Origin of the sequence: Streptomyces sp. NPDC048506, from assembly GCF_040651315.1 — a bacterium.
Lineage (GTDB): Bacteria > Actinomycetota > Actinomycetes > Streptomycetales > Streptomycetaceae > Streptomyces.
Map to the genome: position 1 here is coordinate 40,061 of NZ_JBEZIX010000054.1, position 26,296 is coordinate 66,356.

Genomic DNA, 26,296 nt, shown 5'->3' on the forward strand with positions numbered 1-26,296 from the left:
TGGTAAGCCTCTCTCATCAGGCCGGGGGTCCGGGGGTTGCCCCCCGGGAATGCGCAGCAACGAGGGTTCAGGCGAGCAGGGAGCGGCCGATGATCTCCTTCATGATCTCGGTCGTCCCGCCGTAGATGGTCTGGATGCGGCCGTCGGTGAAGGCCTTGGCGACGCGGTACTCGGTCATGTAGCCGTATCCGCCGTGGAGTTGGAGGCAGCGGTCGGCGACGCGCTTCTGGAGTTCGGTGGCCCACCACTTGGCCATCGAGGCGTGCACGCCGTCGAGCGTGCCCTCCGCGTGGTCGGCGATGCAGCGGTCGAGGAAGGCGCGGGTGACGGCGCACTCGGTGGCCATCTCGGCGATCTCGAAGCGGATGTGCTGGAGCTTCGCCAGCGGCCGCCCGAAGGCCTCGCGCTCCTTGACGTACGCGGTGGTGATCTCCAGCAGGTGCTCCGCGGCGGCGATCCCGGCGACGGCTATGCCCAGGCGTTCCTGCGCGAGGTTGGTCATCAGGTGGACGAAGGCGCCGTTGAGCTCGCCGAGCAGGTTCTCCTTGGGCACCCGTACGTCGTCGAAGAACAGCTCGGCGGTGTCCTGGGACTTCTGGCCGATCTTGTCGAGGTTGCGACCGCGCTCGAAACCGGCCATGCCGCGCTCGACGACCAGCAGGCTCAGGCCGTGCGCCCCGCCCTCGGGCGTCGTCTTCGCCACCACGACGACGAGGTCGGCGAGGATCCCGTTGGAGATGAAGGTCTTGGAACCGTTGAGGATCCAGTGGTCGCCGGCGTCCTCCGCGTTGGTGCGGATGCCCTGGAGGTCGGAGCCGGCACCGGGCTCGGTCATGGCGATGGCGGTGATGAGCTCTCCGTTGCAGAAGCCGGGCAGCCAGCGGCGCTTCTGCTCGTCGGTGGCGAGCGAGGTGAGGTACGGGCCGATGATGTCGTTGTGCAGGCCGATGGCGAACCCGGCGGCACCGGCGCGGGTGAACTCCTCGGCCAGTACCGCGCTGTAGCGGTAGTCGGGCTGCCCGCCCCCGCCGTACTCCTCGGGTACCGCCAGGCCCAGCAGGCCCTGTTTGCCGGCCGCCCGCCAGGCGTCCCGGCTGACGATGCCGTCCTTCTCCCACTGCTCGTAGTGCGGCGTCACCTCCTTCGCGAGGAAGGTGCGCACGATCTCACGGAAGGCCTCATGGTCGGCGGTGTAGAGCTGGCGCTGCACGCTACTGTCCCTTCGAAGAGTCGTTCCGGACCGACGGAGCTCCTCGGCCGGGAATCCGGGGGCCTCCGGCGTCGGCCGCGGACGTCGAGGCCCCCGGGGAATGCGGCACGGAATGCGGCATCTGCACGGTCATCGCTGCGGGGCCCTCCTCAGAGCCAGTTCTTGACGGTCTCGATCAGCTTGGCGGGCTCCGGCCCCACGGGGTGGACGTTGAGCATCGTCACGCCCGCCTCCCGGAACGCGGCGATCCGCTCGCGGACGTACCCCTCGGGCCCGCACAGCGACATCAGCTCGCAGAACGCGTCCGGTACGGCCGCTTCGGCCTCCCGCTTCTTCCCGGCGAGGTAGAGGTCCTGGATGCGGTCGGCGGCCTGCCCGTAGCCGTAGGAGACGGCGAGGTCGTGGTAGAAGTTCTTGCCCTTGGCGCCCATACCGCCGACGTAGAGCGCGATGGTGGGACGGGTGAGGTCCCGGGCCGCGGCGGCGTCCTCGCCGATGGCCAGCAGCCCGCCGGCGACGGTCTGCAACGGGCCGAGCGCCGGATCCCGCCGGGCCGCGCCGTCGGCGAGCGGGGCTCCCCAGACGTCGGCGGCCTTCTCCGGGATGAAGAGCGTGGGCAGCCAGCCGTCGGCCACCTCTGCGGTCAGCCGGACGTTGGCCGGGCCGAGCGCGGCGACGTACACCGGGATCTGCGGGCGCACCGGCCGGGTGAGGATCTTCAGGGGCTTGCCGAGCCGGCCGCCCTTCTCCGGGGGCAGCGGCATGTCGGTGATGCCGTGGTGGTCGATGACTTCGCGCCGCCAGATGCGGCGGCACAGCTCGATGGTCTCGCGGGTCCGGCCGAGCGGCTTGTCGTACGGTCGGCCGTGCCAGCCCTCGACGACCTGGGGGCCGGAGGCGCCGAGGCCCAGCAGCGCCCGGCCGCCGGAGAGGGCGTCGAGTCCGGCGGCGGTCTGGGCGATCAGGGCGGGGGTGCGGGAGTAGACGTTCAGGATCGCCGAGCCGATCTTGACGTGCTCGGTGCGGGCTGCCAGGAAGCCCATGATGGTGGGCGAGTCGAAGCCGTATGCCTCGGCGACCCAGATGGCGTCCAGGCCGGCGGCTTCGAGGGCGGCGACCTCCTCGGCGGCCTGCCGCGGATCGGCGGCGTACTGGAGCGTGGTGGCGAGTTCCATCAGCTGGCTGCGTCCTTCTGCTCGGTGCTGACCGGGCTGGCGGGCGGTGCCTCTGCGGGGGCCGTCGGCCGTGGGGCGCGCAGGCTCGGCACCTCCCAGTCGCGGGCGATCTCCTCGATGTCCGCGCCGGGCCGTGCGGGCGCTCTGCGGACCGCACCCGGAGTCCGCGAGAAGCGGGGCGCGGGCGCCGGCTGGGTGATGCCTGCGTGCTCGACGAAGGTGCCGCGGGCGGCGAGGTGCGGGTGGTGCGGGGCCTCGCGCAGCGAGAGCACGGGCGCCACGCAGGCGTCGGACCCCTCGAAGACCGCGGTCCACTCCGCGCGGGTCCGGGTCTTGAAGCGGGCGGCGATGACGGTGCGCAGCTCGTCCCAGGCGGCGAGGTCGTCGCGGCCGGGTGCCTCGTCCTCGATGCCCAGCAGGCGGATGAACTCGCCGTAGAACCGCTTCTCCAGGGCGCCGACCGCCATGTGGCCGCCGTCGGCGGTCTCGTAGGCGCCGTAGAACGGGGTGCCGCCGTCCAGGAGGTTCGCGCCGCGCCGGTCCTGCCAACCGCCGGCCGCCAGCATGCCGTGGATCATCGCCGTCAGATGGGCCGTGCCGTCGACGATCGCGGCGTCCACGACCTGGCCCGTACCGCCGTCGGCGCGGGCGTGTTGTAGGGCCGCGAGGACGCCGATGACCAGGTAGAGGGAGCCGCCCGCGTAGTCGCCGACGAGGTTGGCGGGAATGGCGGGCGGACCGTCGGGCGGACCGATCATGCCGAGGGCGCCCGTGATGGCGATGTAGCCGATGTCGTGTCCTGCGGTGTCGGCCAGCGGGCCCTGCTGTCCCCAGCCCGTCATCCGGCCGTAGACCAACCGGGGGTTGCGCGCCAGACACTCCTCGGGCCCCACGCCGAGCCGCTCGGCGACACCGGGGCGGTACCCCTCCAGAAGCACATCGGCCCGCTCGACCAGCTCGAGCACCTGGGCCACGCCGTCGGGGTGCTTGAGGTCCACCAGTACCGAGCGTTTGTTGCGGTTGGTGATGTCGTAGGCCGGATCGATGCGCAGTCCGGCGCCGCCGGGCCGGTCGACCCGGACGACGTCGGCGCCGAGGTCGGCCAGCAGCATGGCCGCGAACGGGCCGGGGCCGATGCCGGCGAGTTCGACCACCCGCACCCCGCTCAACGGGCCGTTCCCTGACTGTGTCATCGCGCCCCATGCCCTTCCGCACTGTGACACTTCTGATGTAACACTCGTGATGTTAAGAACGTGTTCCACTTTCCACAAGACCCCCTTGTCACGTGGCAACCACGGCGAAGGCCCGCGCCGACGATGCTCAACCGCCATCGCCGCCACGGGCCTTCGCGCGCCTGCTGCCGCTGGGCCGCTATCCCCCGTCGAGCTCGGCGATGAGCCTCTTGGGGGCTATGACGCGGTAGGACTCCTCGGCCCAGTCGCAGAGCAGCTCGGCCGACGGAGCGCCCTCCCCCTCCAGAGGGACCTGCACCCAGCCGGACGCGCCCAGGCCGTACCCCGCCGGCTTGGCGCCCGGTGCGGACAGCGCATGGGCATGGGCCTCCGGGGCACGGAGCTTCATGGTGACGCTCAGCGGGTGACTGCCGTCCGCCACGCCGAGGAACACGAAGACCTTCTTGTTGACCTTGACCACGCTGTCGCCCCAGGGGAACTCCTCCACCGCCCCCGGCAGCCCGAGCGCGAACTCCCGCACGCTCTCCCGCACCGCGGACGGCCCCGCCGCCTTGCCCATGCGATCCTCCCTGTCCCGTGCCCGCGCGCCGTCGCCCGCGACGCCGTCCCGCGCCGCGCTCGCACGCGAGTCGATCACTGCGGTCCACGCTAACCGCGACCACTGACAACGGCCCGCGCAGCGCCGGAGCCGACGGAGGGACAACCCGAGCCGCGCGGGGTCCGCTAGACCGACCCGGGCGACGCTTCACCGGAGGCGGAGGCGCAGCCGGAGCCGGGCGAGGCACTGTCGGGAACGGTCTCGGACCGCCCCGCCTCCGCCACGAGGTGGTCGTCGGGCGCCCGATGGTCCACGCGTCGCGCCAGCCGCTGGGGAACGTCGCCGCCCACCAGGATGATGACGACGAGCGTCAGCCCGAAGGTGAGCACCGCCAACGCCCGCCCCAGGGGCATCCCTTCCGCCAGACGGGCCCCGAGTACCGGCGCGACCGCCCCGCCCAGGGCGCCGACGTTGTAGACGAAACCCAGCGACGCGGCGCGGGTCGCGGTCGGGAAGTGGCCGGCGATGTACTTCGGCAGAATGCCCGAGATCCCCTGGCTGAGCGCGAGCAGCCCGAAGACCGATGCGCCGAGCGCCATCACGCTGTCCCGCACCGCGAAGACCGGGAAGACGAACGCGAGGGAGGCGAGCAGGGTGGCGGCATAGGCACGCCGGGTACCGAACCGGTCGCCCACGAAGCCGGCGAGCCAGCAGCCCGCCATGGTGCCGAAGCCCGCGTAGAACATCACGTCGGCGACCTGACCGGGTGCGTACCCGAGCTCGGTCTTGAGGTAGGTGGGCAGCAGGGCCTGGACGGGCCAGCTGTAGAGGAAGGCGCAGAACACCGTCGCCATCAGGGACACGTACAGCAGCCCTCCGCGGCGGCCGCCGAGCTGCACCGCGAAGGCGATCAGGCACAGCGCCGCGACGACCGACAACCAGGGGACGTATCCCGCGCCGACCGGCGTGAAGACGCCGAACAGCGCCACCGAGGCGCACCCGGCCAGCACCGCATTGCCCCACGAGCGCCGTCTCCCGGTGAACAGCGGCCGGAACGGATGCGGACGCTCCGCCTCCGGCCGGCCGGCGCCGGCAGCCGCGACCTCCCGCTGCCAGTCATCCGCCTCCGGCAGCGATCTGCGCACCCACAGGGCGACGAGGACGGGCAGCACGCCGATCCAGAACATCCAGCGCCAGCCCCACTGGGGCACCACCCACTTGTAGAGCTCGGCGGCGACGACGCTGCCGCCCGCGTAGCCGGAGATCAGGAACCCGGAGGCACGATTGCGCCAACGGGTGGGCCAGCTCTCCAGCACATACGTCACGCTGGCGCTGTACTCCCCCGCCATGCCCAGGCCGATGACCAGGCGGGCGACGAACAGGCTGGTGTACCCCCAGGCGAAGCCGCAGGCGAAGGTGCCGAGCGAGTAGAGCAGGATGCTGGTGATCATCGCGGCCTTGCGGCCGTAGCGGTCCCCCAGGGCCCCCAGGACGGCACCGCCCAGCCACCGGGTGATGAAGGCGCCGGAGATCAGCGAGGCGGCGGTGGCGGTGTCGAGGTGGAACTCCTCGGCGATCTCGGTCAGTACGAGCGTGATGAGGACGAAGTCGAAACCGTCGAGGAGGTAGCCGATCCAGGCGCCGAGCATCGCCTTCCACTGGCGCCGGGTGACCTCCCGGTACCAACGCCGTGTGCCGTCGGGGGCGTCCATGGAGTGTGTCGTCACAGCGGCCCTGCCTCCTCCAGGAAGCGGCGGACGGTTCGGCGGGCGGTGGCGCCGAGCGGTGGCTGTGGGCCGGCGGTGGCCGGGCAGTCGATGGTGCCGGGCAGCTGGCACGCCCACCGTGTGGCACATGGGACGTCCTATGTCATCGCCTCACCGTGAATCTGGCGCCGTCGCCACCCGCTGTCAAGACGACGGGACCACCACTCCTGCGCCACCACGGCGGCCAACCGGACCGCCGGAACCGGACGTTGACGGCACCCCGGCAACTGCCTAGGGTCCCGACACCAGGTCAACAGGGCGGTCGAGAGGACGGGCTATGCGACGGCAGGACACCTCAGGGCGGGCCCATGACCTCGTCCTCTACGGAGCGACCGGCTTCGCCGGCGCCCTCACCGCCGCGTATCTGGCCGAGCACGCACCACGGGACTGCCGCTGGGCACTGGCCGGACGCAACCCGGCCAAATTGGAGCAACTGCGCGACCGCCTGGCCCGGACCCACCCGGCCTGCGCGGATCTGCCGCTGCTGCACGCCGACTGCGGCGACCCTGCCGCGCTGCGCGAGCTCGCCGCCGACACCCGGGTGCTGGCGACGACGGTCGGCCCGTACCTGCTGCACGGCGAGCCGCTGGTCGCGGCCTGCGCCGCCGCCGGCACCGACTACGTCGACCTGACCGGCGAGCCGGAGTTCATCGACCGGATGTACCTGCGGCACGATGCGACGGCCCGGGCCTCCGGTGCGCGCCTGGTGCACGCCAGCGGGTTCGACTCGGTCCCGCACGACCTGGGTGTGCACTACACGGTGGGGCTCCTCCCGGAGGGCGTCCCGCTCCGCATCGACGGCTTCGTGCGCACCAACGCCACGTTCTCCGGGGGCACCCTGGCCTCCGCACTGACCGCCGCCTCGCGCCCGGTCGCCATGGCGCGGGCCGCCCGCGAGCGGCAGCGGGCCGAGCCGCGGCCGGCCGGCCGCGCGGTCCGGGCGCCGTTCGGACCGCCTGTCAGAAGCAGCGAGACGCGTACCTGGGGCGTGCCGTTGCCGACCCTCGACCGGCTGGTCGTCGCCCGTTCCGCCGCCGCGCTGGACCGCTACGGACCCGACTTCCGCTATCGCCACTACGCCGGCGTGCGGCGGCTGCCGATCGCGGTGGGCGGTGCCCTGGGGGTGGGTGCGCTGTGTGTGCTGGCCCAGGTGCCACCGGCGCGGCGCTGGCTGTCCGGCCGGCTGGAGCCTGGCGAGGGGCCGAGCCCTGAGCGACGGGCACGCAGCTGGTTCACGGTCCGCTTCGTCGCCTCGGGCGGCGGAAAACGCCTGATCACGGAGGTCTCCGGCGGCGACCCCGGCTACGAGGAGACGGCGAAGATGCTCGCCGAATCGGCACTGAGCCTGGCCTTTGACGACCTGCCGGACACCGCGGGCCAGGTGACGTCGGCGGTCGCCATGGGGGACGCGCTGACCACGCGGCTCCAGAAGGCGGGCATGACCTTCCGGGTGGTCCGGGACGGATAGTGGGACCCGGCCGTGCCGGGTCCGCCGTCAGGCGCTCGCCAGTGCCTTCCGGCACAGTGCATCGGCGGCCCGGGTGGTCTCCGGAAGTCGGTAGGCGGCCGCCAGATGGAGCGTGTGCGCACAGGCCCGGTGGAGGTCGACACGGTGTCCCACGGAGACGAAGACCGGCTTGACGCCCTGTTGGGTGCGCAGCGCACGTCCCACCTCTTCGTCGCCGTCCAGCAGCGGAGAGGTGGCGCCGCGCTCGGGCCCCGGAGGCGCGTACCGGAAGGTGAAGGGGTTCTTGGCCACGCCGATAGTGGGCATCCCCGTCAACACCCCGAGGTGGCTGGCGAGGCCGAAGCGGCGCGGGTGCGCCAGCCCGTACCCGTCGCATACCACCAGGTCAGGGGTGCGGGTGAGGCGGGCGAGGGCGTCGAGGACGGTGGGGATCTCGCGGAAGGCGAGCAGGCCGGGGACGTAGGGGAACGAAATCCGGCCGACGGCGGTGGCCTCGTCGACGACGGCTCGGGTCCGGGCGTCCAGCGCGACGGCTGCCGCCGCGACGACGTTCCGCTCGTCGTCGTAGGCGACATCCACTCCGGCCACGATGCCCTCGAACCCCGGCTCCGGCCCCGGCTCGTCGAGCCGTACGTGCGATCGCAACCGGTCCTGTACGGCGCGCGCCTGGGCTTCGTCGGTCGGCCAGCGCCGCAGTTCCTCGTCACAGGAGAGGGTTCCGGAAGTGTCCATGATGGTCACCACGCTACCGAACCGCTGAGCGAACCGGGGCGTGCGGATCGACGCACGGCCGGCTGTCAGTGGGCATCGGTACGGTGAGGAGAGTGAACCCAGGAACGGGAGCGTACGGCGCGGGGTGCACCGCCCTCGCCGATCCCCGTCCCCCGCCCGACATCACCAGAGGTCCTCATGCCCGATGATCTCCACTTCCTCGACGCCACCGACCTCGCGGCCCGGTTACGCCGCCGCGAACTCTCCGCCCGTGAGGTCGTACAGGCCCACCTGGACCGCATCGAACGGGTCGATCCGGCCCTCAACGCCATCGTGACCCTCGACCCGGAGGGCGCGCTCTCCGCTGCCGCGGCCGCCGATGAACGCCTGGCCCGGGGCGCCGCCGTGCCACCCCTGCACGGCCTGCCGATCGCCTTCAAGGACACCCGTCTCACCCGCGGTATGCGCACCACGTTCGGCTCGCCGCTCTTCGCCGACCACGTCCCGGACGAGGACGATCTACTGGTCGACCGACTCCAGCGGGCCGGCGCCATCCGCCTCGGCAAGACCAACGTCCCCGAGTTCGCGGCCGGTTCGCACACCTTCAACCCGGTGTTCGGCACCACCCGCAATCCGTACGACACCACCCGCTCGGCGGGCGGCAGCAGCGGAGGAGCCGCCGCCGCGCTCGCCGCCGGGCTGCAACCCCTCGCCGACGGCAGCGACATGGGCGGTTCGCTGCGCAACCCCGCGTCCTTCTGCAACGTGGTCGGACTGCGGCCGACACCGGGACGCGTCCCCTCGTGTCCCAGCGTCAATCCCTGGGACACCCTTGCCGTGCCCGGCCCCTTGGGGCGGACCGTCGCCGATGCGGCGCTGCTGCTGTCGGCGATGGCCGGTCCGGATCCGCGCTGCCCCGTCAGTCTGGAGACCCCGGGCGAGGCGTTCCGGGTGCCGCTCGACCGCGAGCTGCGCGGACTGCGCGTCGCCTGGTCGCCCGACCTGGGGGGACGTGCGCCGTGCGATCCGGACGTGCTCGCCGTTCTGGAGCCGCAGCTGAGCGTCCTGGAAGAGCTCGGCTGCCGCGTCGACACCGCCTGCCCGGACCTCACCGGAGCCGATGAGACCTTCCGTACGCTGCGGGCGCACAGCTTCGACCTGGCGTTCGGCGAGCTGCTCGACTCCGATCCGCAGTCGCTCAAACCCAGCCTCGTCCGGAACATCGAGCAGGGCCGCCGGCTGACCGCGCACGACCTCGTCACCGCCACCGCGACCCGGGGCCGACTGCACCTCGACACGGTCGAGTTCTTCTCCCGGTACGACCTCCTCCTCGCCCCGGTCAGCCAGGTCACGCCGTTCGACGCGGAGCTGGAGTACCCACGGGAGGTCGCCGGCCGGGCGACGGAGACGTATCTGGACTGGATGCGTTCGGCCTACCTGATCTCCGTCCTGGGTGTGCCGGCCCTCTCCGTCCCCGCCGGGTTCACCCCCGCCGGTCTGCCCGTGGGGATGCAGTTCATCGGAGCACCGCGCGCCGATCTCGCCGTCCTCCGGGCCGGGCATGCGTATGAGCGCGCCACCCAGCACGGCCGGCGCCGCCCCGAACTGCCCGCGGCGTGACCCGTCCCGCCATCCGCCGCCCGTCCGCGCGCCGTCCGCTCCGGCACCGCGGGCGCCACCGACTCCCGGCCGCGCCCACCACGCGGCCCCGGCCTGCGCCCGCCCCCGTGAGGACACGACGGCACCGCCCGGGTGCTCCTCTATATTGCAACCATGTTCGTATTGGAACTGACCTACACCGCGCCCCTTGACCGCGTCGACGCCGTCCTTGCCGACCACGTGGAGTGGCTCCAGAAGCAGTACGCCGCCGGGCACTTCATCGCCGCCGGCCGCAAGGTTCCGCGCGAGGGTGGCGTGATCCTCGCCGCGGGGATGGACCGGGCGACCGTGGAGAAGCTCGTGGCCGAGGACCCGTTCACCCTCACCGGGGTGTGCGAGTACCGGATCATCGAGTTCGAGGCGACGACGACCGCACCGGCCCTGGAGGCGTACCGGGAGCAGCGGAGGAGCTGAAGTACCTCCGTACCGACCGCGGCCCCCGGCGGCGCCCCGGGCCGCACGGGCCGACGTCGGGCCGTCATGCTCGTGCCGTCGGCACCGCACCGGGTGCGGATTCTCCCGGCAGACGGTGTCGACGAGATGGTGTCGAGGCTACGAAGGCGTGGTCGGAGGCACGGCCGAACCGCCGACCGCTCCGTGGCACAGGCCTCCCGGCGCGGCCGCCTCCGGCCAGCGGCCCCCGTGGCGCCAGTACTCCTGGATCTCCTCCAGTTGCCGGCCCTTGGTCTCGGGCGCGGTGACGGCGGCGAACACCAGGGCCGCCAGCGCCAGGACGCCCAGCCCCGCGAAGGTCCGCGCGGCGCCGGCCCAGGCCATCAACGACGGGAAGAACTGGGCGATCAGCAGATTGGCCACGAGGTCGGCCGTGAGCATCACCGACGCCCCCGTGGAGCGCAGCCGGGCGGGGAACGCCTCGCTGGCGTAGACCCAGATCAGCGATCCGAAGCCGAAGTTGAAGGCCGCGGTGAACAGGAGGATCGCGCCGAAGCCGACCCAGGTCGTGGCACCGTGCAGCTCTCCCGTGCCGAAGACCGCGGTCAGGACGGCGAGCATCGCCACCATCGTGCCGATGCCGCAGAGCAGCACCATGCGCCGGCCGAGCCGGTCGATGACGAGGATGGCGAGGACCGTCGCGGCCAGTGAGGCCAGTTGGACGAACGACGGCAGCAGGAAGCTCTGACCGTTTCCGGTGAAGCCCAACTCCTCGAAGATCTGCGGGCTGTAGTACGTCACGGCGTTGATGCCGGTGATCTGGCAGAAGAAGCCGAGGCCGACCACGAAGAACGCGGCGCGGGCGTACGGCTTGCGCAACAGGGAGCGCACCGATCCGCCGCTCTCCTCGGTGAGTGCTGCGCTCACGGCCGCCACCTCCGCCCGGGGTTCGACGTCCGGGTCGGTCAGTGCCATCACCTCGACCGCGCGTTCCGTACGCCCCTTGAGGACGTACCAGCGCGGAGTGTCCGGCAACCGGAGCAGCGGGATCAGGACGAGCGCCGCGGGGATCGCGGAGAGACCGAGCATCCAGCGCCAGTGACCGCCTCCGGACAGCCCCCAGTTGACGAAGTAGGTGATGACGATGCCGGCGACGGTGGCCACTTGATAGGCGGCGACCGACGCACCGCGGATGCGCGCCGGTGTCGACTCGGCGACGTAGAGCGGGGCAGCGACGATCGAGATGCCGATCGCGATACCGAGCAGGAATCGGACCGAGTCGAGCACGACGACGTTGGGCGCGAGCGCGGAGAGCGCGACGAAGACGGCGTAGGAGCCGGCGACGATCAGCATCGCGGCCCTGCGGCCCAGGGCGTCGGCGAGCTTCCCTCCGATCAGCGCACCCACGATGGAACCGCCCACCAGAATGCTGTTGACCAGGCCTTTCTCGGCCTCGGTCAGATGGAAGTCCTGGCTCAGGAAGACCAGGGCACCGGAGATGCTGCCGGTGTCGTAGCCGTAGATGACGCCGACGACGGCACCGGTGAGCGCGAAGAGTCTGCCGGTGCGGCGTGCGGTCCGGGAGGGCGGCGGCGGGGGCGTCGCGGTGAGCGTGGCAGTGGACATGGGACGTCCTTTGTGCGGCGGGGCGACCTTGCTGCATGACTGATCAGCAGCCTGCACGGCCGACCGGCCGGCGTGACTGATCTTGCGAGTATTCGGCCACTTTCACGCAACTGTCAACAGCTCACCGGGCACCCGCCTCCAGGCTCCGGCCACCCCGACGACCGCTTCACACCCACTCCACGCGCACTCCACGTCCACTCCACGGCGACCCCCATCGAGCCGCCACCGCCCCCATCCCCATCCTCATTCCTTGACATTTCCTCACATAATGCCGCTCGTCTCGCCCCCTGAGGCACCTCTCCACCACGCCTCGCCAGGCCGACTCCCCGCCCGAGCCCCGACCCCGCCTCCCATTCATCCACTCGTTCGAGGGATGGATCGCGAGCGCGATCCTGCGTACAGTCGATTGCAACAAAGCAGAAAGTTGCAGTTTCACGCACGCCGACGGCCGAAAGGCCAGAAGCCGCGAAAGTGCGACTCGACGCCGTATCCGTTTCACGCATCACGGGAGGGTGGGCCATGAGCGAGGCCTCGTACATGGAGCAGGAGCTGCGCAGTCAGCCGGAGACCTGGCAGGAGGCGGCGCGGATCGGAGCCGCGAACAGCTCACTGCCCAGGGCCGGACAGCGGGTCGCGGTCATCGGCTGCGGCACCTCATGGTTCATGGCGCAGTCGTATGCGGCGCTGCGCGAGGGCGCCGGGCTAGGGGTGACGGACCCGTTCGCCGCGTCCGAAGCGTTCCTCGGCGACGACCGCGGCTATGACGCGGTGGTAGCGATCACCCGCTCGGGCACCACGACCGAGGTGTTGCGGGTGCTCGACGCGGCCAAAGGGCGGATCCCGACAGTGACGATCATCGGCGACCCCGAGACTCCCGCGGTCGCGCTCTCCGATGACACCGTCGCGCTCCCGTTCGCCGACGAGAAGTCGGTGGTCCAGACGCGCTTCGCGACGACGGCGCTGACGCTCCTGCGCGCGCACCTCGGCGAAGACGTCTCGCGGGCGGTCGCCGACGCGCAGGACGCGCTGACCGCGCCGGTCGCGCAGGAGTGGGTGGACGCCGAGCAGTTCTCCTTCCTCGGCACGGGCTGGACCTTCGGCCTGGCAAACGAGGCGGCGCTCAAGATGCGGGAAGCGTCGCAGAGTTGGACGGAGTCGTACCCGGCGATGGAGTACCGCCACGGCCCGATCGCGATAGCCGCACCGGGCAGGGTGACGTGGCTGTTCGGTCAGGCGCCGGACGGCCTGGAGGCGGACGTGATGCGGACCGGCGCGCGCTTCGTGCGCCACGACCGCGATCCGCTGGCCGATCTGGTGCTGGTCCACCGGGTGGCGCTCGAACGGGCCCGCGCCCGTGGGCTGGACCCGGATAACCCGCGCAGCCTGACCCGCTCGGTGATGCTCGAAGCGCCGGCGGTCTCGTAGTCACCTGCCGCACTCCCGCTCGTCAACCCGCCCCACCTGCAAGGGAGTCACCGTCCCATGCCCCTCGTTCCGACCTCATCCCTCGTCGATGCCGCGCGTGAGGCGCACGTCGGTGCCGCCGCGTTCAACGTCATCCACCTGGAAACCGCCGAGGCGCTGGTTGCCGCCGCCGAGCGCACGGGTGTCCCGCTGATCCTGCAAATCAGTGAGAACTGCATCCGCTACCACGGCAGCCTGCTGCCCATCACCCGCGCCACCCTCGCCCTCGCCGAGGGGTCCAGCGCGCCGATCGCCGTACATTTGGACCACATCACCGATGCGGACCTGGTCCGGCAAGGCATCGCCGCCGGAGTCGATTCGGTCATGGTGGACGCCTCCGCACTCCCCTACGAGGAGAACGTCGCCACCACCGCCGAACTCACCGCCTGGTGCCATGAGCGGGGCGCCTATGTCGAGGCGGAACTCGGCGAGGTCGGCGGCAAGGACGGGGTCCATGCACCAGGGGTGCGCACGGATCCGGACGAGGCGCTCACCTTCGTCCGGGCGACACGCGTGGACGCCCTGGCCGTCGCAGTCGGTTCCTCCCATGCCATGCAGGAGCGCACCGCAGTACTGGACAAGGACCTCATCGCGGCGCTCCGTACCACGCTCCCGGTACCGCTGGTGCTCCACGGCTCCTCGGGGGTACCGGACGATGAGCTGCGCCGAGCCATCGCCGCCGGAATGACGAAGATCAACATCTCCACCCATCTGGTCTCCGTCTTCACCGCCTCGATACGGCAGACGTTGGGGGCGAATCCGTCACTCGTCGATTCCCGCAAGTATGTGAAGCCGGCCAGGGAGGCCGTGGCCGAGGAGGCCGCGCGGCTGCTGGGCGTACTGACCACTCCGGCGACGGTTCCCGACCGGCTCGCGGCCCGGGCCTCGACTCTGGGGTGAGGCGCTGTGCGCCGCACGTCCTTCGCCCTGTGGTGGGCGCCGCGGACACCGGACCCCGCCCGCCCGCCTGGCCGATGCCGATGCCGATGCCGATGCCGATGCCGACAAGGGTGGAGACAGGTAAGTAAAAGGAAGCAGGCAGGAGACAGGAAAGGGGACAGGGAGGGAGAACTAGGGGAGGTCGGCGGCGTGCACCGGGCGTCACCGCGGCTGGCCGGGACGAATTAGGCTCGCGCTATGAAGCGCCATGAACGGATGAACGCACTGCTTGAGCTGCTCGGCGACCGAGGCCGGGTGGACGTCGAGGAGGCGGCGACCGCTCTTGAGGTCTCGGCAGCCACGATGCGGCGCGACATGGACGCCCTCGCCGAGCAGCAGTTGCTGACCCGCACCCGGGGCGGGGCAGTGCTGAGCTCGGTGGCGTACGACCTGCCGATCCGTTACAAGCACGCGCACCGGTCGACCGAGAAGGAGGCCGTGGCGAACGCGGCGGCGAAGCTGGTCGAGCGCGGCGATGTGGTCGGGCTGAGCGGCGGTACGACGACCACGGCGATCGCCCGGGTGCTGGCCACCCGTCCGGACTTCGCGGAGGCAGGTCCGCAACCGCACCTGACGATCGTCACCAACTCCCTCAACATCGCCAATGAGCTGGCCGTGCGGCCACAGATCAAGATTGTCCTCACCGGTGGGGTGGCGCACTCGCGGTCGTTCGAACTGGTCGGCCCCTTCAGCGAGTTGGTGTTGCAACAGATCTCGATCGACATCGCGTTCATCGGGGCCAACGGTGTGGACCCGGTCATGGGCGCGACGGTGCACGACGAGGCGGAGGCCCGGGTCAACCGCCTCATGGCCGAACGCGCCCGGCGTGCCGTGGTCGTCGCCGACTCATCGAAGATCGGCGAACGCTGTTTCGCCCGGGTCGGTGATGCGGATGTCTTCGACACGTTCATCACGGACGCCGGCGCCAAGGAGGCAACGCGTCGAGAGTTCGCCGACCGCGGACTGAAGGTGGTGACGGCACGGCCGGCTACGCACGAGTGACGCGCCGGGCGACGGCTCAGGGCACCGCGCCACGACCCGCCCGCCCCGTCGGCTACCAGGAGCTGTCGCCTCGGAGACCGCGTCGAGCATCGGGACACCAGTGTCGACGGCCTTGCGGATTTCGGGGCTGGCGAGCAGGGGCTCGGTGATCGGTGTGACGACCGTGCCGGGGGCGACAGTACTGAGGGGGAAGCCGGCGGGGGCCCAGTCGCCGGTGACGGCCGTGCGCCGGAGCCAGCGGGCGGTGGCCTGCTTGGAGGAACCGCAGATCACGTAGCCCTCACCACGCTCGACGGCGGCCTGCGCGGCGCAGATGGCCGCGGCCGTGCCCGCGGCCCCGCAACCGCGCGGCGTCGCGGGCCCGCCTCCTCGTGAGGACGACGCGGCCCGCACGACGACTCGGCCCGCGCAACGGCTCTGCCCGGCACGGCGGCTCGGTCCGATGGGTCTGGAACGGGTACCCGGGCCCCTCGTACCGAAAAGGTCGCTCTTATGTCGCGCTTGTGTACCTGTGTTGCACCCGGGGCTGAGTTTCCTGGGGCGGGTATGGACAATGGGGAATGAACGTGCGAAGCCGGTACGGGTTTCGCAGGGGGAGTACGAGTCTGAGAATCTCTCGGGGGAGATGACGTGCGGAAGATCATGATCATAGCGCTGGCGGCAGTGGCATGCAGCGCCTCACTGACGTTGGCCAGCGCCACGGACGCGGCGGCTGCCGAGCGGACACCGCAGTGCGTGAAGGTGCGCAAGTACTTCAACCAGGGCAATTACCGCTATGTCAGCCTGATGAATCTGTGCACCCAGCGGACGTCCTGCTTCACGATCGTCGTGCCGCACCACAAGGATCCTCGCGGCCGCCTCTTGAAGGGCGAGGCGAGGGACGTCCGCTACGGCACGACGTCCACGCCACGTGCCCTGTATGTGAAGAACACTCCCTGCTGAGCGGCCGCCGGCGGAGGCAGAGGTAGGGCGGGCGAGCAGGCGCTGCGCCGGTCGTCGCACGCGCATGCCGCGTCGGACGTCGTAGCGAGTTCTCCATAACAGCCCCTCCGCCACCCTCCGCCGCTCGGCGACCATCAACCGTCGAACCGGTCACCTTCCCGCGACGCGTGGCTTCCCGCAGCGGGTGGCTTCCCGAGGAGGGTGGCTCAGCCCCGCATGGCGATGCCGTCGAGGACCATGGAGAGGTACTGGCGGGCGATCTCCTCGGGGCTGTGTTGCCCGCCCGGGCGGTACCAGCTCGCCGCGACCCACACGGTGTCGCGGACGAAGCGATAGGTGAGCCGGATATCCAGGTCGGCGCGGAAGACGCCGTCGGCCACGCCGCGCTCCAAGGTGCCCAGCCAGGCCTTCTCGAATTTCCGCTGGGAGTCGATGAGGTAGCCGAAGCGAGGCTGGGCGACGAGGTGCTTGGCCTCCTTCTGGTAGATGGCGACGGCGGCCCGGTGCCGGTCGATCTCCCGGAAGGACTCGGTGACCAGCGCCTCGATGGTCTCCCTGGGGCCGAGTCCGGCGGCGAGTACGGCGTCATAGCCGTTCCACAGCTCGTTCAGGAACGTGGAGAGGATCTCGTCGAGGATCGCTTCCTTGGAATCGAAGTGGTAGTAGAGGCTGCCCGCGAGCATCCCGGCCTCGTCCGCGATCCGACGGACGGTGGTGGCGTTGTAGCCACGTGCGGCGAACACCTCGGCTGCGGTGTCGAGCAGTTCGCGGCGGCGCTCCGGGGTTGCGTTCGCGGCGGCGGTCTTCTTCTTGGCGGCTGGCACCCGGCCATTGTCGCCCTCCCGGCGGGCGGTCCGGTCCCGGGCATGACCCCCAACGTGCCCCGGACGCGATCCGGGATCGATCCGGCGTATATATTTCACTAGTAAAACACCTGCTAATCTTCTCGGCATGGGAAAGCACGCCAAGCCCGCCGACATGAGAGGAAACGGGAGGATCGGAAAGAAAGGGATGAAGGGGAAGGGCAAGGGTCGCGCGGGAGGTGCTCACGCCGGGAGTACGGTGCGTGCCCGGCCGTTCCCGATCAGGAGCACCGTGCGGTTGCATCGCCCCGTCGACATCTGGCACAAGCCGGCGCTCAGCGCGGTCGTGGCCCTGGCGATCCCCGACCTCACGCTCCTCGCGGTGGGCCGGCTGGACCTGGTCCTCTACACCTCGGCCGGGGCGATGTGCGCCCTGTACGCCCACGGCCTGCCGTACGCTGCGCGGGCCCGCACGCTGCTGTGGGTGGTGCTCGGCATGGTCGCGAGCCTCGGCATCGCGTTGACCGCCGCCTCACTGATCACCTCGGCTGCGGTGCGCGTCGTCCTCGCTTCGTTGCTCGCGGCGGCCCACAAGATGGTCTGCGACGCGTCCCGCATCGGCCCGCCGGGGAATCTGATCCTCACCTTCATCTCCGCGTCGGCGTTCTTCGTCCCTCAGCATCTGGGGCAGGTGCCTTGGCACCTGGCGTTGGCACTGGGTACCGGTGCGCTCGCCTGGCTGGTGTGCATGGCGCCGGCGCTGGTCCGGCCGCAGGGCCCGGAGCGGATCGCGACCGCCCGCGCGCTGGAGGCCGCCGCCGGGCTGCTGCGTACGGCGCGGGTCGACACGATCGGCAGGGATGCGGAGGCGGCAGGAAGGGCTGCGGAAAGTGGCGGGGAATGCGGTGGGGAAAGCAGTGGGGAGGCAGCCGACGGCGGGGCGGAGGCGGCCGGGGTGGCGCAGGCCAGGCATGCCGCCGCGGCCGCCGTGAACGCGGCCTGGCACACGTTGTTCCTGGTCCCGGCCGCCGGCACGCCGGAAAGGGCCGCGGCACGGGCCGGGCTCGAACGGTTGCTGGTGCGGGCGGAGGCAGCGTTGGGGGACCTGGTGCCGCGGGAGGCCCCTGGGCGAGATGTAGCGCCCCGGGAAGCCTCCGGAGGAGACGCGGTGCCGAAGGAAGCCTCCGGACGAGATGTCGGCGGGGGCCTGAACGTCCAGGAACTCGGTCGGAACGCCGGCACCGACACCCGAGCTGACACCAGCCACGGCACCGGCCGCGACAGCGGTGCGAAAGCCGGTTACGAAGCCTGTGCCGACGGCGGTTCGAAGGCCGGTTACGGAGCCTGTGCCGACAGCGGTGCCGAAGCCGGTGCCGAGCGGCTCGCCGCCTGGGCGCGTGAGCTGCGCAGTGGGCGTCCCCTCCCCCGGGTCGCGGTCTCGGGCGCGCAGGCCGAGGAGCTGAGGGGGATCGCCGTGGCGGAGGAGTTGGCCGGCGGCGCGCCCTTGGAGGCACGCGGCACCACCGTCGGCGGCGGAGGTGTGCGAGGGCCGGCCCCGGGGCGCCCGCGTGGGGTACGAGCAGTGCTCGCCCGTCTGGCGCCCGGGTCACCGCTGCTCCCCATAGGTGCGCGGGTCGCGGTCGGCTGTGCGCTGGCGGGCTGGGCGTCGCTGGCCATCGGTGTCGGTCATCCGTACTGGGCCGTCGTCACCGCTGCGTCCATCTATCAGGCCAACACCACGCTCTCCTGGCAGCGTGCGATGCAGCGCACGCTCGGCAATCTGGTCGGATTGCTGCTGTTCAGCGCGCTGCTGCCGCTGATCCACGCCGGGCAGCTCGCAATGATCGCGCTGGCGCTGGCCTTCCAGCTCGGCGCGGAGGCCTGCATCAGCCGCAACTACTGGCTCGGCACGGTCTGGGTGACGCCGATGGCGCTCCTGCTGACCGAGTTCGGGAGCCGTCTGCCGGCGCGGACGCTGATCGCGGACCGCTGGATCGACACCGTGGTGGGCGCAGCGGTGGGTCTGGCCTGCTGCATCGCGGTCACCAATCGGCGGGCCGCGGACCGCATCGACCTCGCGCTGGAGCGGGTCGCGGAGGCGGAGTCCGCCGCGACCCGGCTGCTCGCGTCGGACCCGGCGCCCGGCGCCGACGACGCCCGGGAAACCGGCTGGGCGCGCGACCGGCTGGCGGGTGCTCTGGTCGAGCTGCGGGAGGCGGTGGATGTGGCGGCCGGCGAGTGGTGGCAGCGGGCCGTCCCGGCGGAGCGGATCGCCCGCGCCGAACAGCAGGGGCACCGTGCGCTGGCCGGTCTGGTCCGGCGGCTCGCGGCACCGGCCCTGGCCGCCTGACAGCGGGGCTCGCGAGACCGCCCGTGCGCCCGCCGATGTGCCCGCTCGCTCCCCGATGCCACGCCCTGCCGCGCGGCGGCCGGCACCGTACGGGGCACAATTAGGGGCGTACGGCACGGCCGAGAGGAGAGTGCGGGTGGCGACCGAGGACATCGTCGCAGGGGTGCTGCGCCAGTGGCAGCAGGTGCACCCCGGGCTGGACACCGGCCCGATGGCGGTGATCGGGCGGCTCAATCGGTGTGCCGCCCTCATCCAGCAGGCGGCCGATGCACCGCTGCGGCGGGCCGGACTCACCCGTCCCGAGTTCGACATCCTCGGCACCCTGCGCCGGATGGACCGCGAGCTGACGCCCGGACGGGTGGCCCGCGAGACCTTCGCCTCCGGCGCCGCAGTGACCAAACGCGTGCGGCAGTTGGAGGAGCGGGGGCTGATCGCCCGCCGGCCCGACGAGCGGGACCGCCGGGTCGCGCACCTCTCGCTCACCGACGAGGGGCGCGAGACCATCGACCGGCTGCTGCCCGAACAGCTCCGGTACGAGGCGTCGCTGCTCGACGGCATCGGCGACGAGCGGCAGCAGGAACTCTCCACCGCACTCGGCGAGTTGCTGGTCGTCCTGGAGGGGCGCCTCGGGAGCCTGATGGAGTGACGGACGCGAGGACGGACGGGCGGGCGTGACGGGCGGACGGGCGGGACAGACAAGAGTGACGGACGGGCGTGACGGGCAGGAGTGACCGACCGGGGTGACCGATCGGAGGGCACGGCGGGAGTGACCGACCGGAGCCGACGGCGGGAGTGGTCGACCGGAGTGGACGGCCGCAGTGGACGTCGGTGAGGTTCGGACCGCGTCCTCATAGCTCCAGTCGCGCGATCCGTCCCCGTTCGCCCGCGGCCCAGCAGCCCAGGTCCGGGGCGCAGTCGACGGTGTCGTACGAGCCGCTGTCGAAGCGGTGCCAGGTGCGCCCGCCGTCGAGCGTCAGATCGCTGCCGGAAGGGCCGACCGTCAGCGCGATCCGCCGGGAGTGCGGGAGCCACGTGGCACCGGAGCGGTACGCCGTCGGGGGCTCGGCGGCCGGCGTCCAGCTGGTGCCGGCGTCCTCGCTGACCGCGGCGGCGTGCGGCGAAGGCTGGTCGGGGCGGAAGTCGCCGCCGACCGCGAGGCCATGGGTGCGGTCGCGGAACGCGAGGGCGAAGACGCCGCGTGCCGGGTCGCCCGCGGGGACGGGGGCGTCCGCGACCGACCAGGTGCGGCCGCGGTCGGTGGTGTGCAGGACGCGTGCGGTGGCCGCGCCGCCGGTTGCGATCCAGGCGTCATGGCTGCCGGCCGAGACCAGGCACTGGCCGCTGGCCGCGAACGCCGCCTCGCCCTTCTGGGCCGGCGGCATCCCGTCGGACGGCAGTACCCGCCAACTGCGGCCGCCGTCCCTGGTGGAGAGGATGCGGTACTTGCCGTCGACGGGGTCGCTGAGCGCGATGCCGTGCCGCTCGTCGAAGAAGGTCAGGCAGTCGTAGAAGGCCCGCGGGTCGGTGTTGCGGAAGCTCTCGGTCCAGGTGGCACCGGCGTCGTCGGTGCGGAAGACGCGCGACGCCTCGCCCTCACCGATCGCGAGGACGACCGCGTGCTGCGCATCGAGCGCCTCGATGTCGCGGAACTCCAGCGCCCCGGCACCGGGTGGGGAGACGTCGCTCCAGTGGTTGCCGCCGTCGTGGGTGCGCAGCACGGTGCCTGCCGTACCGGCGACCCAGGCGGTGGTACGGCTGACGGCTGCCAGCCCTCGGAAGCGCGCGGTGCTCCCGCTGTTCTTGAGAGCCCAGCCGTGCGCATGAGCGGCACCGGCCGTGGGGGCGTCGGCGACCGCCGAGGGGACGGCGCCCAGGGGAGCAAGGGCCACGACGGCGGTCGCGGCGGCCGTGATGGCCGCCTTCCGTGACAACGGCCCCCTTCGCGAGCGCGAGAACCCCGCCCGGCGCGAGCGCGAGGACCACGCCCTGCCCCGGCACGACGCCCTGTCCCAGGACCGTGCCCTGCCCGAGAACCACTCCCTGTGCACCAAGCGCACCATGCGCCGCATTCGCCCCACCCCGCTCGTCTCGTGCGCTGGAAGCTAGCCCAGCGCGAGGGTCCCGTCCAGGCCGCGGGCGCGGCCGCGGGCGCGCCAGGGCACCGGAGGCCAACAGACGATCACGGAGAGTTGACGTATCGTCAAATTGCTGTCAGGGGAAGGCAATGCGTGACACCGGCTCCCATCAACCGGCGCAGCAATGAGGTCATATCCGCATATGCTCCCGCCCGTGATGCAGGTCACCCTGGAATCCATAGGATTCCAATGCACCTGAGGCAATGCGCTTGCCGTCCTAGTGGTTGAAGCCCATGGATCCACGTCAATTGCAAGATCCCCACTCATTGCAAGGGAGCCGGCGATGTCCAGCGTCATCGACCAAGCCGTTCAGGCCCATCTCATCGCGAACGCTCCCCGGTCGCGGGCGATTCCGGCGACCCTGCGTTACGACCGCGCCGATCCGTTCGCGGTGCGCCTGGTGTTCCCGCCCGTCGCCTCGTTGGACGGGACAGAGGTGGTGTGGACGTTCGGGCGGGACCTGCTGGCGGAGGGGTTGTCCGAACCGGTCGGGGCGGGCGACGTGCAGATCTGGCCGGCGACTCCCGACGGTGAACACGACATCCTGGTCGTGGAGTTCCACACCGCGGGCGGACTGGCGGTGGTGCAGTTCGACGCGGCGGACGTGCGGAGCTTCCTGACCCGGTCGTGCGAGATGGTGCCCCAGGGGAGCGAGGCGCAGCATCTGGACGTCGAGGCCGATCTCGCCGCCCTGTTGCGCGAGGCGCAGTAGCGCGGGAGGTAGTTGCGCGGGGCTCCGTTGCGTAGCGCGTCGTTACGTGGGAAGTAGGGCGCTGTTACGTGGGACTCCGCTACGTAGGGCGCCGTTGCGCGGGACGTGGTGGCGCGAGGCGCAGGCCGCACGGGGACCCGAGCGACCGCCCCACCTTCTCCCCCCCGGTCGCCGCCCCCGACCTCTCCCCCTCGGCCACCCGTCCCACACCCGACGCGCCACGATCCGGGCTCCGTTGGCCAGACCGCATGCGGGGCGTCCGCGAGCGACGCCCCCGGCGATGGCCGGGTCCCGACCGAATCCAGACCGGGTCCCGACCGGATCCAGACCGGGTCCCGATCGGATCCAGGCCGGGTTCAAACCAGGCCCAGACCGGATCCCGACCTGGTTCAAACCAAGTCCAGGCCGGATCCCGACCGGATTCAGGCCGGTTCCGGGGCGTCGGCGGGGAGAGCGGTGGACGTGTCCCCGAACAGGTTCGCCAGGTGTCGATCGAGCAGGCGGAGCGCGGTCTGCGGGTCGTGCACGCCCAGCAGGACGTAGGTGGCGAGGCCGTCGACCGTGCTGATCAACAGCATCGCCTCGTCCTCGGTGGCGCGTTCCGGCGGCAGCTGGCCGCGATCGGCGGCCAGCCGGAGCTGGTCGGCAAAGAAGGCCCGGAGCTGGGGGATGCCGTGCTGGGCTTCGGCGCGGAGCGTTGCGTCGTGGACGGCGCGGGCATAGTAGGCGGCGCCCACCAGGAGGCCGATACGGCTCCTGTCGTCCAGCGGCAGCATGCCCGACAGACAGGCGCGTAGTACGTCGCGCGGGGTGGGGGCGTCGGTGAGCGCCTCGATGCGCTCGCGAATGCGGTCGGCGGCCAGCCGGTTGATGTGCCGGAGGGCGAAGAGCAGCATCTCGTCCTTGCTGCGGAAGTAGTGCTGCAACCGGCCGAGCGAGATACCGGCCTCCGCCGCGACGTCGCGCAGGCTCGCGCCGTCCAGGCCGCGGGTGCTGGCGATCCGCCAGAGCGCCTCGGAGATCTCCTGGCGTCTGGCTTCGTGGTCCACCTTCTTGGGCACCGGACGGGGCCTCCCTCTGTTCCGTGCGCGGTTCCCGGCGCACGCCTCTGGATCACGCGAACCCAAGGGAGCACATGAACCAGAAGGATCATATGAACCTCAGGCACCACGTGAACCGCAGAGATCTCATGAGCCGCAGGGACCGCGTGGACCGGAGCGCGCACCCCCGAAACCCGTAGTTCCGGCGTCCTTGGCCCCAGCCCACTTTTACAAGTCACTCGTACCGTTATAACGTACCCGCTACTCAATACACGTGACTTGAAAAACGGTGACCTGATGCCCGAGCCCACCGGCCCGCTCCTGCGCCCACCCCGCCACCGTGTCGATCCCCGGGCCCGCCGCTGGTGGACCCTCCAGGCCCTGTTGACGCTCAGCGGTCCGCTGCTGCTCGTCGCGCTGGTGATGGCGGTGCTGTCGATGCTCTTCTTCCCCGGCGCGCTGCCGTGGCTGGGGCCGTTGCTGCTGGTCGTCCTCGTGCTGCCGGCCATCGGCTATCTCGTGGTGATGCCGCGGTGGCGGTACGCGGTGCACGCCTGGGAGCTGGGCGGGCGCGCGGTCTACGCGGCGGGCGGCTGGTTCTGGCAGAAGCGGCGGATCGCGCCGCTGTCCCGGGTGCAGACGGTGGACACCGTGCGCGGCCCGCTACAGCGGCGGTACGGGCTGGCGACGGTCACCGTCACCACCGCGTCGACGGCGGGCGACATCAAGATCGCCGGGCTCTCCGACGCGGACGCCGAGGAGCTGTCCCGACGGATCGGCGAGGCCGCGCAGGACGTGCCGGGTGATGCCGCATGAACGCGCCGCTGGGACCGGGAACACCGGCCGCGCCGGCCGTCTCCGCCGTCGAGGCGACGGCGCCGTGGCGCCGACTGGACCCGCGCACCCTCCTGGTGCACTGCGGCTGGATGGGCGCGCCGCTCGCCTCGCTGGCACTGACCGCGCTGGCCACCGGGGGCCGGATCACCACCGGCGCCTGGATCGTTCTCGTCGCCATCGCCGCCTCGTTCGCGGTGGTCACCGCGCTCGGCCTGATCCGCTGGGCACGCACCGAGTTCCGGGTGGCCGCCGACACGCTCGACGTACGGAGCGGACTGCTCAACCGGCGGCAGCGCAGCGTGCCGCTGCACCGCATCCGTACCGTCGATCTGACAGCCTCGCCGCTGCACCGACTGCTGGGCGTCACCGTGCTGCGGGCCGGTACGGCGGGCTCGGGCGACGGCAGCGGGGAACTGTCGCTGGATGCGCTCACGGTCGCCGAAGCGGAGCGGCTGCGCGGGGAGTTGCTCGCCCGGGCCGATGCCGGGGCGTTGGCCGAGGACCCGGTGCTGGCCCGCATCAACTGGCGCTGGCTGCGCTATGCACCGCTCACCTTCTGGGTGGTCGGCGGGGTGTTCGTGGCCGCCGGATCGATCTACCGGGTACTGGACGGCATCGGCATCGAGCCGTGGCGACTCGGCGTCGTCCGGCGGGCGTTCGCCGAGTTCGGTACCAGCGCGCTCTGGCTGACCGTCCCGGCGGCCGTGCTGGCCGTCCTCGCGCTCGGCTCGGTCGGAGCCCTGGCGCTCTATGTCGAGAACTGGTGGAACTACTCCCTGGAGTGGACCGACGCCCGAACGCTGCGGGTGCGGCGCGGGCTGTTCACCACCCGCTCGGTCACCATCGAGCGGGCCCGGCTGCGGGGTGTGGTGCTGCGGGAACCGCTGTTGCTGCGGGCCGGCGGCGGCGCGCTGGTCCGTGCGGTGGCCGGCGGCCTGGGCAACCGCGAGGAGAACCGCAAGCGCAGCGGACTGGTGCCGCCGGCGCCCCGCGCGGAGGCGTTGCGGGCGGCCGGCGGAGCGCTCCGCGCGCCCTTCCCCGGCAGCGCCGCGCCGGCGCCGCTGACCCCGCATCCCCGTGCCGCCCTGCGCCGCCGCCGGGTGCGCGGCCTGGCGTTCGTGGTGCTGCCCGGCACCGCCGTGCTCGCCGCGCTGGGCGCCGCGTTCACGCCGGTCCTGCTGCACTGCGCCTGGGTGTTCGCAGTGGTCGCCACGCCCGTCGTGCTGTGGCTGGCCCGGGACGCCTACCGCAGCCTGGGGCACGGCATCGAGGGCGGCTGTCTGGTCGCCCGGTCGGGGACCTTCAGCCGCGACACCCTCGCCCTACAGCGCGGGGCGATCGCGGCCTGGACGTTCTCCACGTCGCCGTTCACCCGTCGGTCCGGGCTGGTCACGCTGACCGCCGCGGTGGCGGCGGGCGAGGACGGCTACCGCGTCCGGGACCTCGCGGCCGCCGACGCTCCGGCGTTCGCCGCGGCGGCCGCCCCCGGGATCCTGGACGAGTTCCTGGTCCTCCCCGGGGATCCCCAACGCCGCTCGCCGTACCGGCAGTAGGCGGGACGGACGGCCGGGCCGGAGCAGCAGAGGGAACGACCGTCCGTCAATGTGAGATACATCACGCCACTGCCGCATGCACGGTGCACCCGGGCACATCGTCCTACTGGACGAGCCATCGCCCATGACTGAAAGCCGTGAGGGAGCAGCGCGATGAACACCGTCATCGACCAAGCCGTCCAGGTCCGTCTCATCGCCACCGCCCCCGGCCCGCACGCCGTTCCGGCCATGCTGCACTACCAGCCCGCCGACCCCCTGGCGGTCCGGATGTCCTTCCCGGCCGAGATCTCGCTCGACGGGTCCCCGGTGGACTGGGCGTTCGGCCGCGAGCTGCTGGACGAGGGGCTGCGGGTGCCGGCCGGACGGGGCGACGTACGGGTACGGCCGTCCGGCCCGGACCGCACGGTGATGGAGTTCCACGCCGACGAGGGCATCGCCATGGTGCAGTTGAAGACCGAGGACGTGCGGCGGTTCCTCGCCCGGTCCTACGAGGTGGTGCCGGCGGGCGGCGAGGTCGCGCACCTGGGCATGGAGCGCGGGCTGGCGGAGCTGTTCGGCGCGGCGTGAGACCGGGGGCGCCCGCCCGGCGGTGGGCGCCCCGCCCGCACCTGACGCACCACCGGACACAGAAGCCGTACACACAGGCCGTACACACAGGCCGTACGCAGAAGCCGTACGCAGAAGCCGTACGCAGAAGCCGTACGCAGAAGCCGTACGCAGAAGCCGTACGCAGAAGGGGCTGGCCCCACGGGCGCGCCCCCGCGGGCGCGGCGATCTTGT

The 26,296-nt window shown here is 71.7% G+C and carries 24 protein-coding genes; 14 read left to right on the plus strand and 10 right to left on the minus strand.

The genetic code is table 11. The features are described 5' to 3' along the window. Positions 1 to 67: 67 nt before the first annotated feature. From AB0C96_RS34185 to AB0C96_RS34205, 5 genes are all read right to left on the minus strand, one after another. Positions 68 to 1,210, minus strand: coding sequence for an acyl-CoA dehydrogenase family protein (locus AB0C96_RS34185; protein ID WP_362922952.1), 1,143 nt, complete (start codon positions 1,208 to 1,210; stop codon positions 68 to 70). Between the two features lie 149 nt (positions 1,211 to 1,359). Then, positions 1,360 to 2,385: an LLM class F420-dependent oxidoreductase gene (locus tag AB0C96_RS34190; protein ID WP_362922954.1), complete on the minus strand. Its 1,026-nt coding sequence runs from the start codon at positions 2,383 to 2,385 to the stop codon at positions 1,360 to 1,362. Continuing rightward, positions 2,385 to 3,578 carry a CaiB/BaiF CoA-transferase family protein gene (locus AB0C96_RS34195; protein ID WP_362922955.1) on the minus strand — a complete coding sequence of 398 codons (1,194 nt, stop codon included), beginning with the start codon at positions 3,576 to 3,578 and terminating at the stop codon, positions 2,385 to 2,387. Before AB0C96_RS34195 ends, AB0C96_RS34190 begins: the two co-directional genes overlap by 1 nt. A 178-nt stretch (positions 3,579 to 3,756) precedes the next feature. Beyond that, a complete protein-coding gene (locus AB0C96_RS34200; RefSeq protein ID WP_362922991.1) occupies positions 3,757 to 4,137 on the minus strand; it encodes an MmcQ/YjbR family DNA-binding protein in 381 nt (126 codons plus the stop codon). Between the two features lie 164 nt (positions 4,138 to 4,301). Continuing rightward, the gene (locus AB0C96_RS34205; RefSeq protein WP_362922992.1) at positions 4,302 to 5,828 is read right to left on the minus strand and encodes a sialate:H+ symport family MFS transporter; all 1,527 of its coding nucleotides are present in this window, start codon (positions 5,826 to 5,828) and stop codon (positions 4,302 to 4,304) included. A gap of 331 nt (positions 5,829 to 6,159) precedes the next feature. On the opposite strand from AB0C96_RS34205, the gene AB0C96_RS34210 reads away from it, so the two are divergent. After that, positions 6,160 to 7,350, plus strand: coding sequence for a saccharopine dehydrogenase NADP-binding domain-containing protein (locus AB0C96_RS34210; protein WP_362922957.1), 1,191 nt, complete (start codon positions 6,160 to 6,162; stop codon positions 7,348 to 7,350). A 27-nt stretch (positions 7,351 to 7,377) separates the two neighbouring features. On the opposite strand, the gene AB0C96_RS34215 is transcribed toward AB0C96_RS34210, so the two are convergent. Next, entirely contained in the window at positions 7,378 to 8,082 is a 705-nt protein-coding gene (locus AB0C96_RS34215; protein ID WP_362922959.1) for an endonuclease V, read from the minus strand. Between the two features lie 177 nt (positions 8,083 to 8,259). Between AB0C96_RS34215 and AB0C96_RS34220 the strand changes: the two genes are divergently transcribed. Both AB0C96_RS34220 and AB0C96_RS34225 read left to right on the plus strand, forming a co-directional pair. Next, positions 8,260 to 9,681, plus strand: coding sequence for an amidase (locus AB0C96_RS34220; RefSeq protein WP_362922960.1), 1,422 nt, complete (start codon positions 8,260 to 8,262; stop codon positions 9,679 to 9,681). Positions 9,682 to 9,834: 153 nt separating this feature from the next. Continuing rightward, positions 9,835 to 10,134: a YciI family protein gene (locus AB0C96_RS34225; protein WP_362922962.1), complete on the plus strand. Its 300-nt coding sequence runs from the start codon at positions 9,835 to 9,837 to the stop codon at positions 10,132 to 10,134. A gap of 138 nt (positions 10,135 to 10,272) precedes the next feature. Here the strand turns inward: AB0C96_RS34225 and AB0C96_RS34230 are convergent, their stop codons facing one another. Continuing rightward, entirely contained in the window at positions 10,273 to 11,739 is a 1,467-nt protein-coding gene (locus AB0C96_RS34230; protein WP_362922964.1) for a sugar porter family MFS transporter, read from the minus strand. Between the two features lie 519 nt (positions 11,740 to 12,258). On the opposite strand from AB0C96_RS34230, the gene AB0C96_RS34235 reads away from it, so the two are divergent. From AB0C96_RS34235 to AB0C96_RS34250, 4 genes are all read left to right on the plus strand, one after another. Beyond that, positions 12,259 to 13,164 (plus strand): sugar isomerase, encoded by a 906-nt coding sequence (locus AB0C96_RS34235; protein WP_362922966.1) that lies wholly within the window; start codon positions 12,259 to 12,261, stop codon positions 13,162 to 13,164. 57 nt (positions 13,165 to 13,221) lie between these two features. Then, on the plus strand, positions 13,222 to 14,103 hold the full coding sequence (locus tag AB0C96_RS34240; RefSeq protein ID WP_362922967.1) for a class II fructose-bisphosphate aldolase: 882 nt from the start codon (positions 13,222 to 13,224) through the stop codon (positions 14,101 to 14,103). 237 nt (positions 14,104 to 14,340) lie between these two features. Beyond that, positions 14,341 to 15,144: a DeoR/GlpR family DNA-binding transcription regulator gene (locus AB0C96_RS34245; protein ID WP_362922969.1), complete on the plus strand. Its 804-nt coding sequence runs from the start codon at positions 14,341 to 14,343 to the stop codon at positions 15,142 to 15,144. A gap of 630 nt (positions 15,145 to 15,774) precedes the next feature. Continuing rightward, the gene (locus AB0C96_RS34250) at positions 15,775 to 16,086 is read left to right on the plus strand and encodes a hypothetical protein (protein ID WP_362922971.1); all 312 of its coding nucleotides are present in this window, start codon (positions 15,775 to 15,777) and stop codon (positions 16,084 to 16,086) included. A 206-nt stretch (positions 16,087 to 16,292) separates the two neighbouring features. On the opposite strand, the gene AB0C96_RS34255 is transcribed toward AB0C96_RS34250, so the two are convergent. Continuing rightward, positions 16,293 to 16,910 (minus strand): TetR/AcrR family transcriptional regulator, encoded by a 618-nt coding sequence (locus AB0C96_RS34255; protein ID WP_362922973.1) that lies wholly within the window; start codon positions 16,908 to 16,910, stop codon positions 16,293 to 16,295. A 187-nt stretch (positions 16,911 to 17,097) separates the two neighbouring features. Here AB0C96_RS34255 and AB0C96_RS34260 point away from each other — a divergent pair, with 187 nt between their 5' ends. Both AB0C96_RS34260 and AB0C96_RS34265 read left to right on the plus strand, forming a co-directional pair. Then, entirely contained in the window at positions 17,098 to 19,239 is a 2,142-nt protein-coding gene (locus AB0C96_RS34260; RefSeq protein WP_362922993.1) for an FUSC family protein, read from the plus strand. Positions 19,240 to 19,369: 130 nt separating this feature from the next. Further along, a complete protein-coding gene (locus tag AB0C96_RS34265) occupies positions 19,370 to 19,885 on the plus strand; it encodes a MarR family transcriptional regulator (protein WP_362922975.1) in 516 nt (171 codons plus the stop codon). Positions 19,886 to 20,087: 202 nt separating this feature from the next. Here AB0C96_RS34265 and AB0C96_RS34270 read toward each other — a convergent pair whose 3' ends face one another. Further along, positions 20,088 to 21,113 carry an oxidoreductase gene (locus tag AB0C96_RS34270; RefSeq protein ID WP_362922995.1) on the minus strand — a complete coding sequence of 342 codons (1,026 nt, stop codon included), beginning with the start codon at positions 21,111 to 21,113 and terminating at the stop codon, positions 20,088 to 20,090. Between the two features lie 37 nt (positions 21,114 to 21,150). Between AB0C96_RS34270 and AB0C96_RS34275 the strand changes: the two genes are divergently transcribed. Beyond that, positions 21,151 to 21,345, plus strand: coding sequence for a hypothetical protein (locus tag AB0C96_RS34275; protein WP_362922976.1), 195 nt, complete (start codon positions 21,151 to 21,153; stop codon positions 21,343 to 21,345). Positions 21,346 to 21,657: 312 nt separating this feature from the next. Beyond that, positions 21,658 to 22,086: an SsgA family sporulation/cell division regulator gene (locus AB0C96_RS34280; protein ID WP_362922978.1), complete on the plus strand. Its 429-nt coding sequence runs from the start codon at positions 21,658 to 21,660 to the stop codon at positions 22,084 to 22,086. 422 nt (positions 22,087 to 22,508) lie between these two features. Here AB0C96_RS34280 and AB0C96_RS34285 read toward each other — a convergent pair whose 3' ends face one another. Then, positions 22,509 to 23,147 (minus strand): TetR/AcrR family transcriptional regulator, encoded by a 639-nt coding sequence (locus AB0C96_RS34285; RefSeq protein ID WP_362922979.1) that lies wholly within the window; start codon positions 23,145 to 23,147, stop codon positions 22,509 to 22,511. Between the two features lie 276 nt (positions 23,148 to 23,423). On the opposite strand from AB0C96_RS34285, the gene AB0C96_RS34290 reads away from it, so the two are divergent. The 3 genes from AB0C96_RS34290 (at position 23,424) to AB0C96_RS34300 (ending at position 26,083) form a co-directional block, all read left to right on the plus strand. Further along, entirely contained in the window at positions 23,424 to 23,942 is a 519-nt protein-coding gene (locus AB0C96_RS34290; RefSeq protein WP_362922981.1) for a PH domain-containing protein, read from the plus strand. Beyond that, a complete protein-coding gene (locus AB0C96_RS34295) occupies positions 23,939 to 25,516 on the plus strand; it encodes a PH domain-containing protein (protein WP_362922982.1) in 1,578 nt (525 codons plus the stop codon). Before AB0C96_RS34290 ends, AB0C96_RS34295 begins: the two co-directional genes overlap by 4 nt. 153 nt (positions 25,517 to 25,669) lie before the next feature. After that, complete coding sequence (locus AB0C96_RS34300; protein WP_362922984.1) at positions 25,670 to 26,083, plus strand: SsgA family sporulation/cell division regulator; 414 nt, start codon at positions 25,670 to 25,672, stop codon at positions 26,081 to 26,083. Positions 26,084 to 26,296 lie beyond the last annotated feature (213 nt).

Coding starts and splice junctions, on each gene's coding strand:
- AB0C96_RS34190 (WP_362922954.1), bottom strand. CDS start 2,385: ATGGAACTCGCCACCACGCTCCAGTACGCCGCCGATCCGCGGCAGGCC.
- AB0C96_RS34195 (WP_362922955.1), bottom strand. CDS start 3,578: ATGACACAGTCAGGGAACGGCCCGTTGAGCGGGGTGCGGGTGGTCGAA.
- AB0C96_RS34200 (WP_362922991.1), bottom strand. CDS start 4,137: ATGGGCAAGGCGGCGGGGCCGTCCGCGGTGCGGGAGAGCGTGCGGGAG.
- AB0C96_RS34205 (WP_362922992.1), bottom strand. CDS start 5,828: ATGGACGCCCCCGACGGCACACGGCGTTGGTACCGGGAGGTCACCCGG.
- AB0C96_RS34210 (WP_362922957.1), top strand. CDS start 6,160: ATGCGACGGCAGGACACCTCAGGGCGGGCCCATGACCTCGTCCTCTAC.
- AB0C96_RS34215 (WP_362922959.1), bottom strand. CDS start 8,082: ATGGACACTTCCGGAACCCTCTCCTGTGACGAGGAACTGCGGCGCTGG.
- AB0C96_RS34220 (WP_362922960.1), top strand. CDS start 8,260: ATGCCCGATGATCTCCACTTCCTCGACGCCACCGACCTCGCGGCCCGG.
- AB0C96_RS34225 (WP_362922962.1), top strand. CDS start 9,835: ATGTTCGTATTGGAACTGACCTACACCGCGCCCCTTGACCGCGTCGAC.
- AB0C96_RS34230 (WP_362922964.1), bottom strand. CDS start 11,739: ATGTCCACTGCCACGCTCACCGCGACGCCCCCGCCGCCGCCCTCCCGG.
- AB0C96_RS34235 (WP_362922966.1), top strand. CDS start 12,259: ATGAGCGAGGCCTCGTACATGGAGCAGGAGCTGCGCAGTCAGCCGGAG.
- AB0C96_RS34240 (WP_362922967.1), top strand. CDS start 13,222: ATGCCCCTCGTTCCGACCTCATCCCTCGTCGATGCCGCGCGTGAGGCG.
- AB0C96_RS34245 (WP_362922969.1), top strand. CDS start 14,341: ATGAAGCGCCATGAACGGATGAACGCACTGCTTGAGCTGCTCGGCGAC.
- AB0C96_RS34260 (WP_362922993.1), top strand. CDS start 17,098: ATGAAGGGGAAGGGCAAGGGTCGCGCGGGAGGTGCTCACGCCGGGAGT.
- AB0C96_RS34275 (WP_362922976.1), top strand. CDS start 21,151: ATGGCCGCCTTCCGTGACAACGGCCCCCTTCGCGAGCGCGAGAACCCC.
- AB0C96_RS34280 (WP_362922978.1), top strand. CDS start 21,658: ATGTCCAGCGTCATCGACCAAGCCGTTCAGGCCCATCTCATCGCGAAC.
- AB0C96_RS34290 (WP_362922981.1), top strand. CDS start 23,424: ATGCCCGAGCCCACCGGCCCGCTCCTGCGCCCACCCCGCCACCGTGTC.
- AB0C96_RS34295 (WP_362922982.1), top strand. CDS start 23,939: ATGAACGCGCCGCTGGGACCGGGAACACCGGCCGCGCCGGCCGTCTCC.
- AB0C96_RS34300 (WP_362922984.1), top strand. CDS start 25,670: ATGAACACCGTCATCGACCAAGCCGTCCAGGTCCGTCTCATCGCCACC.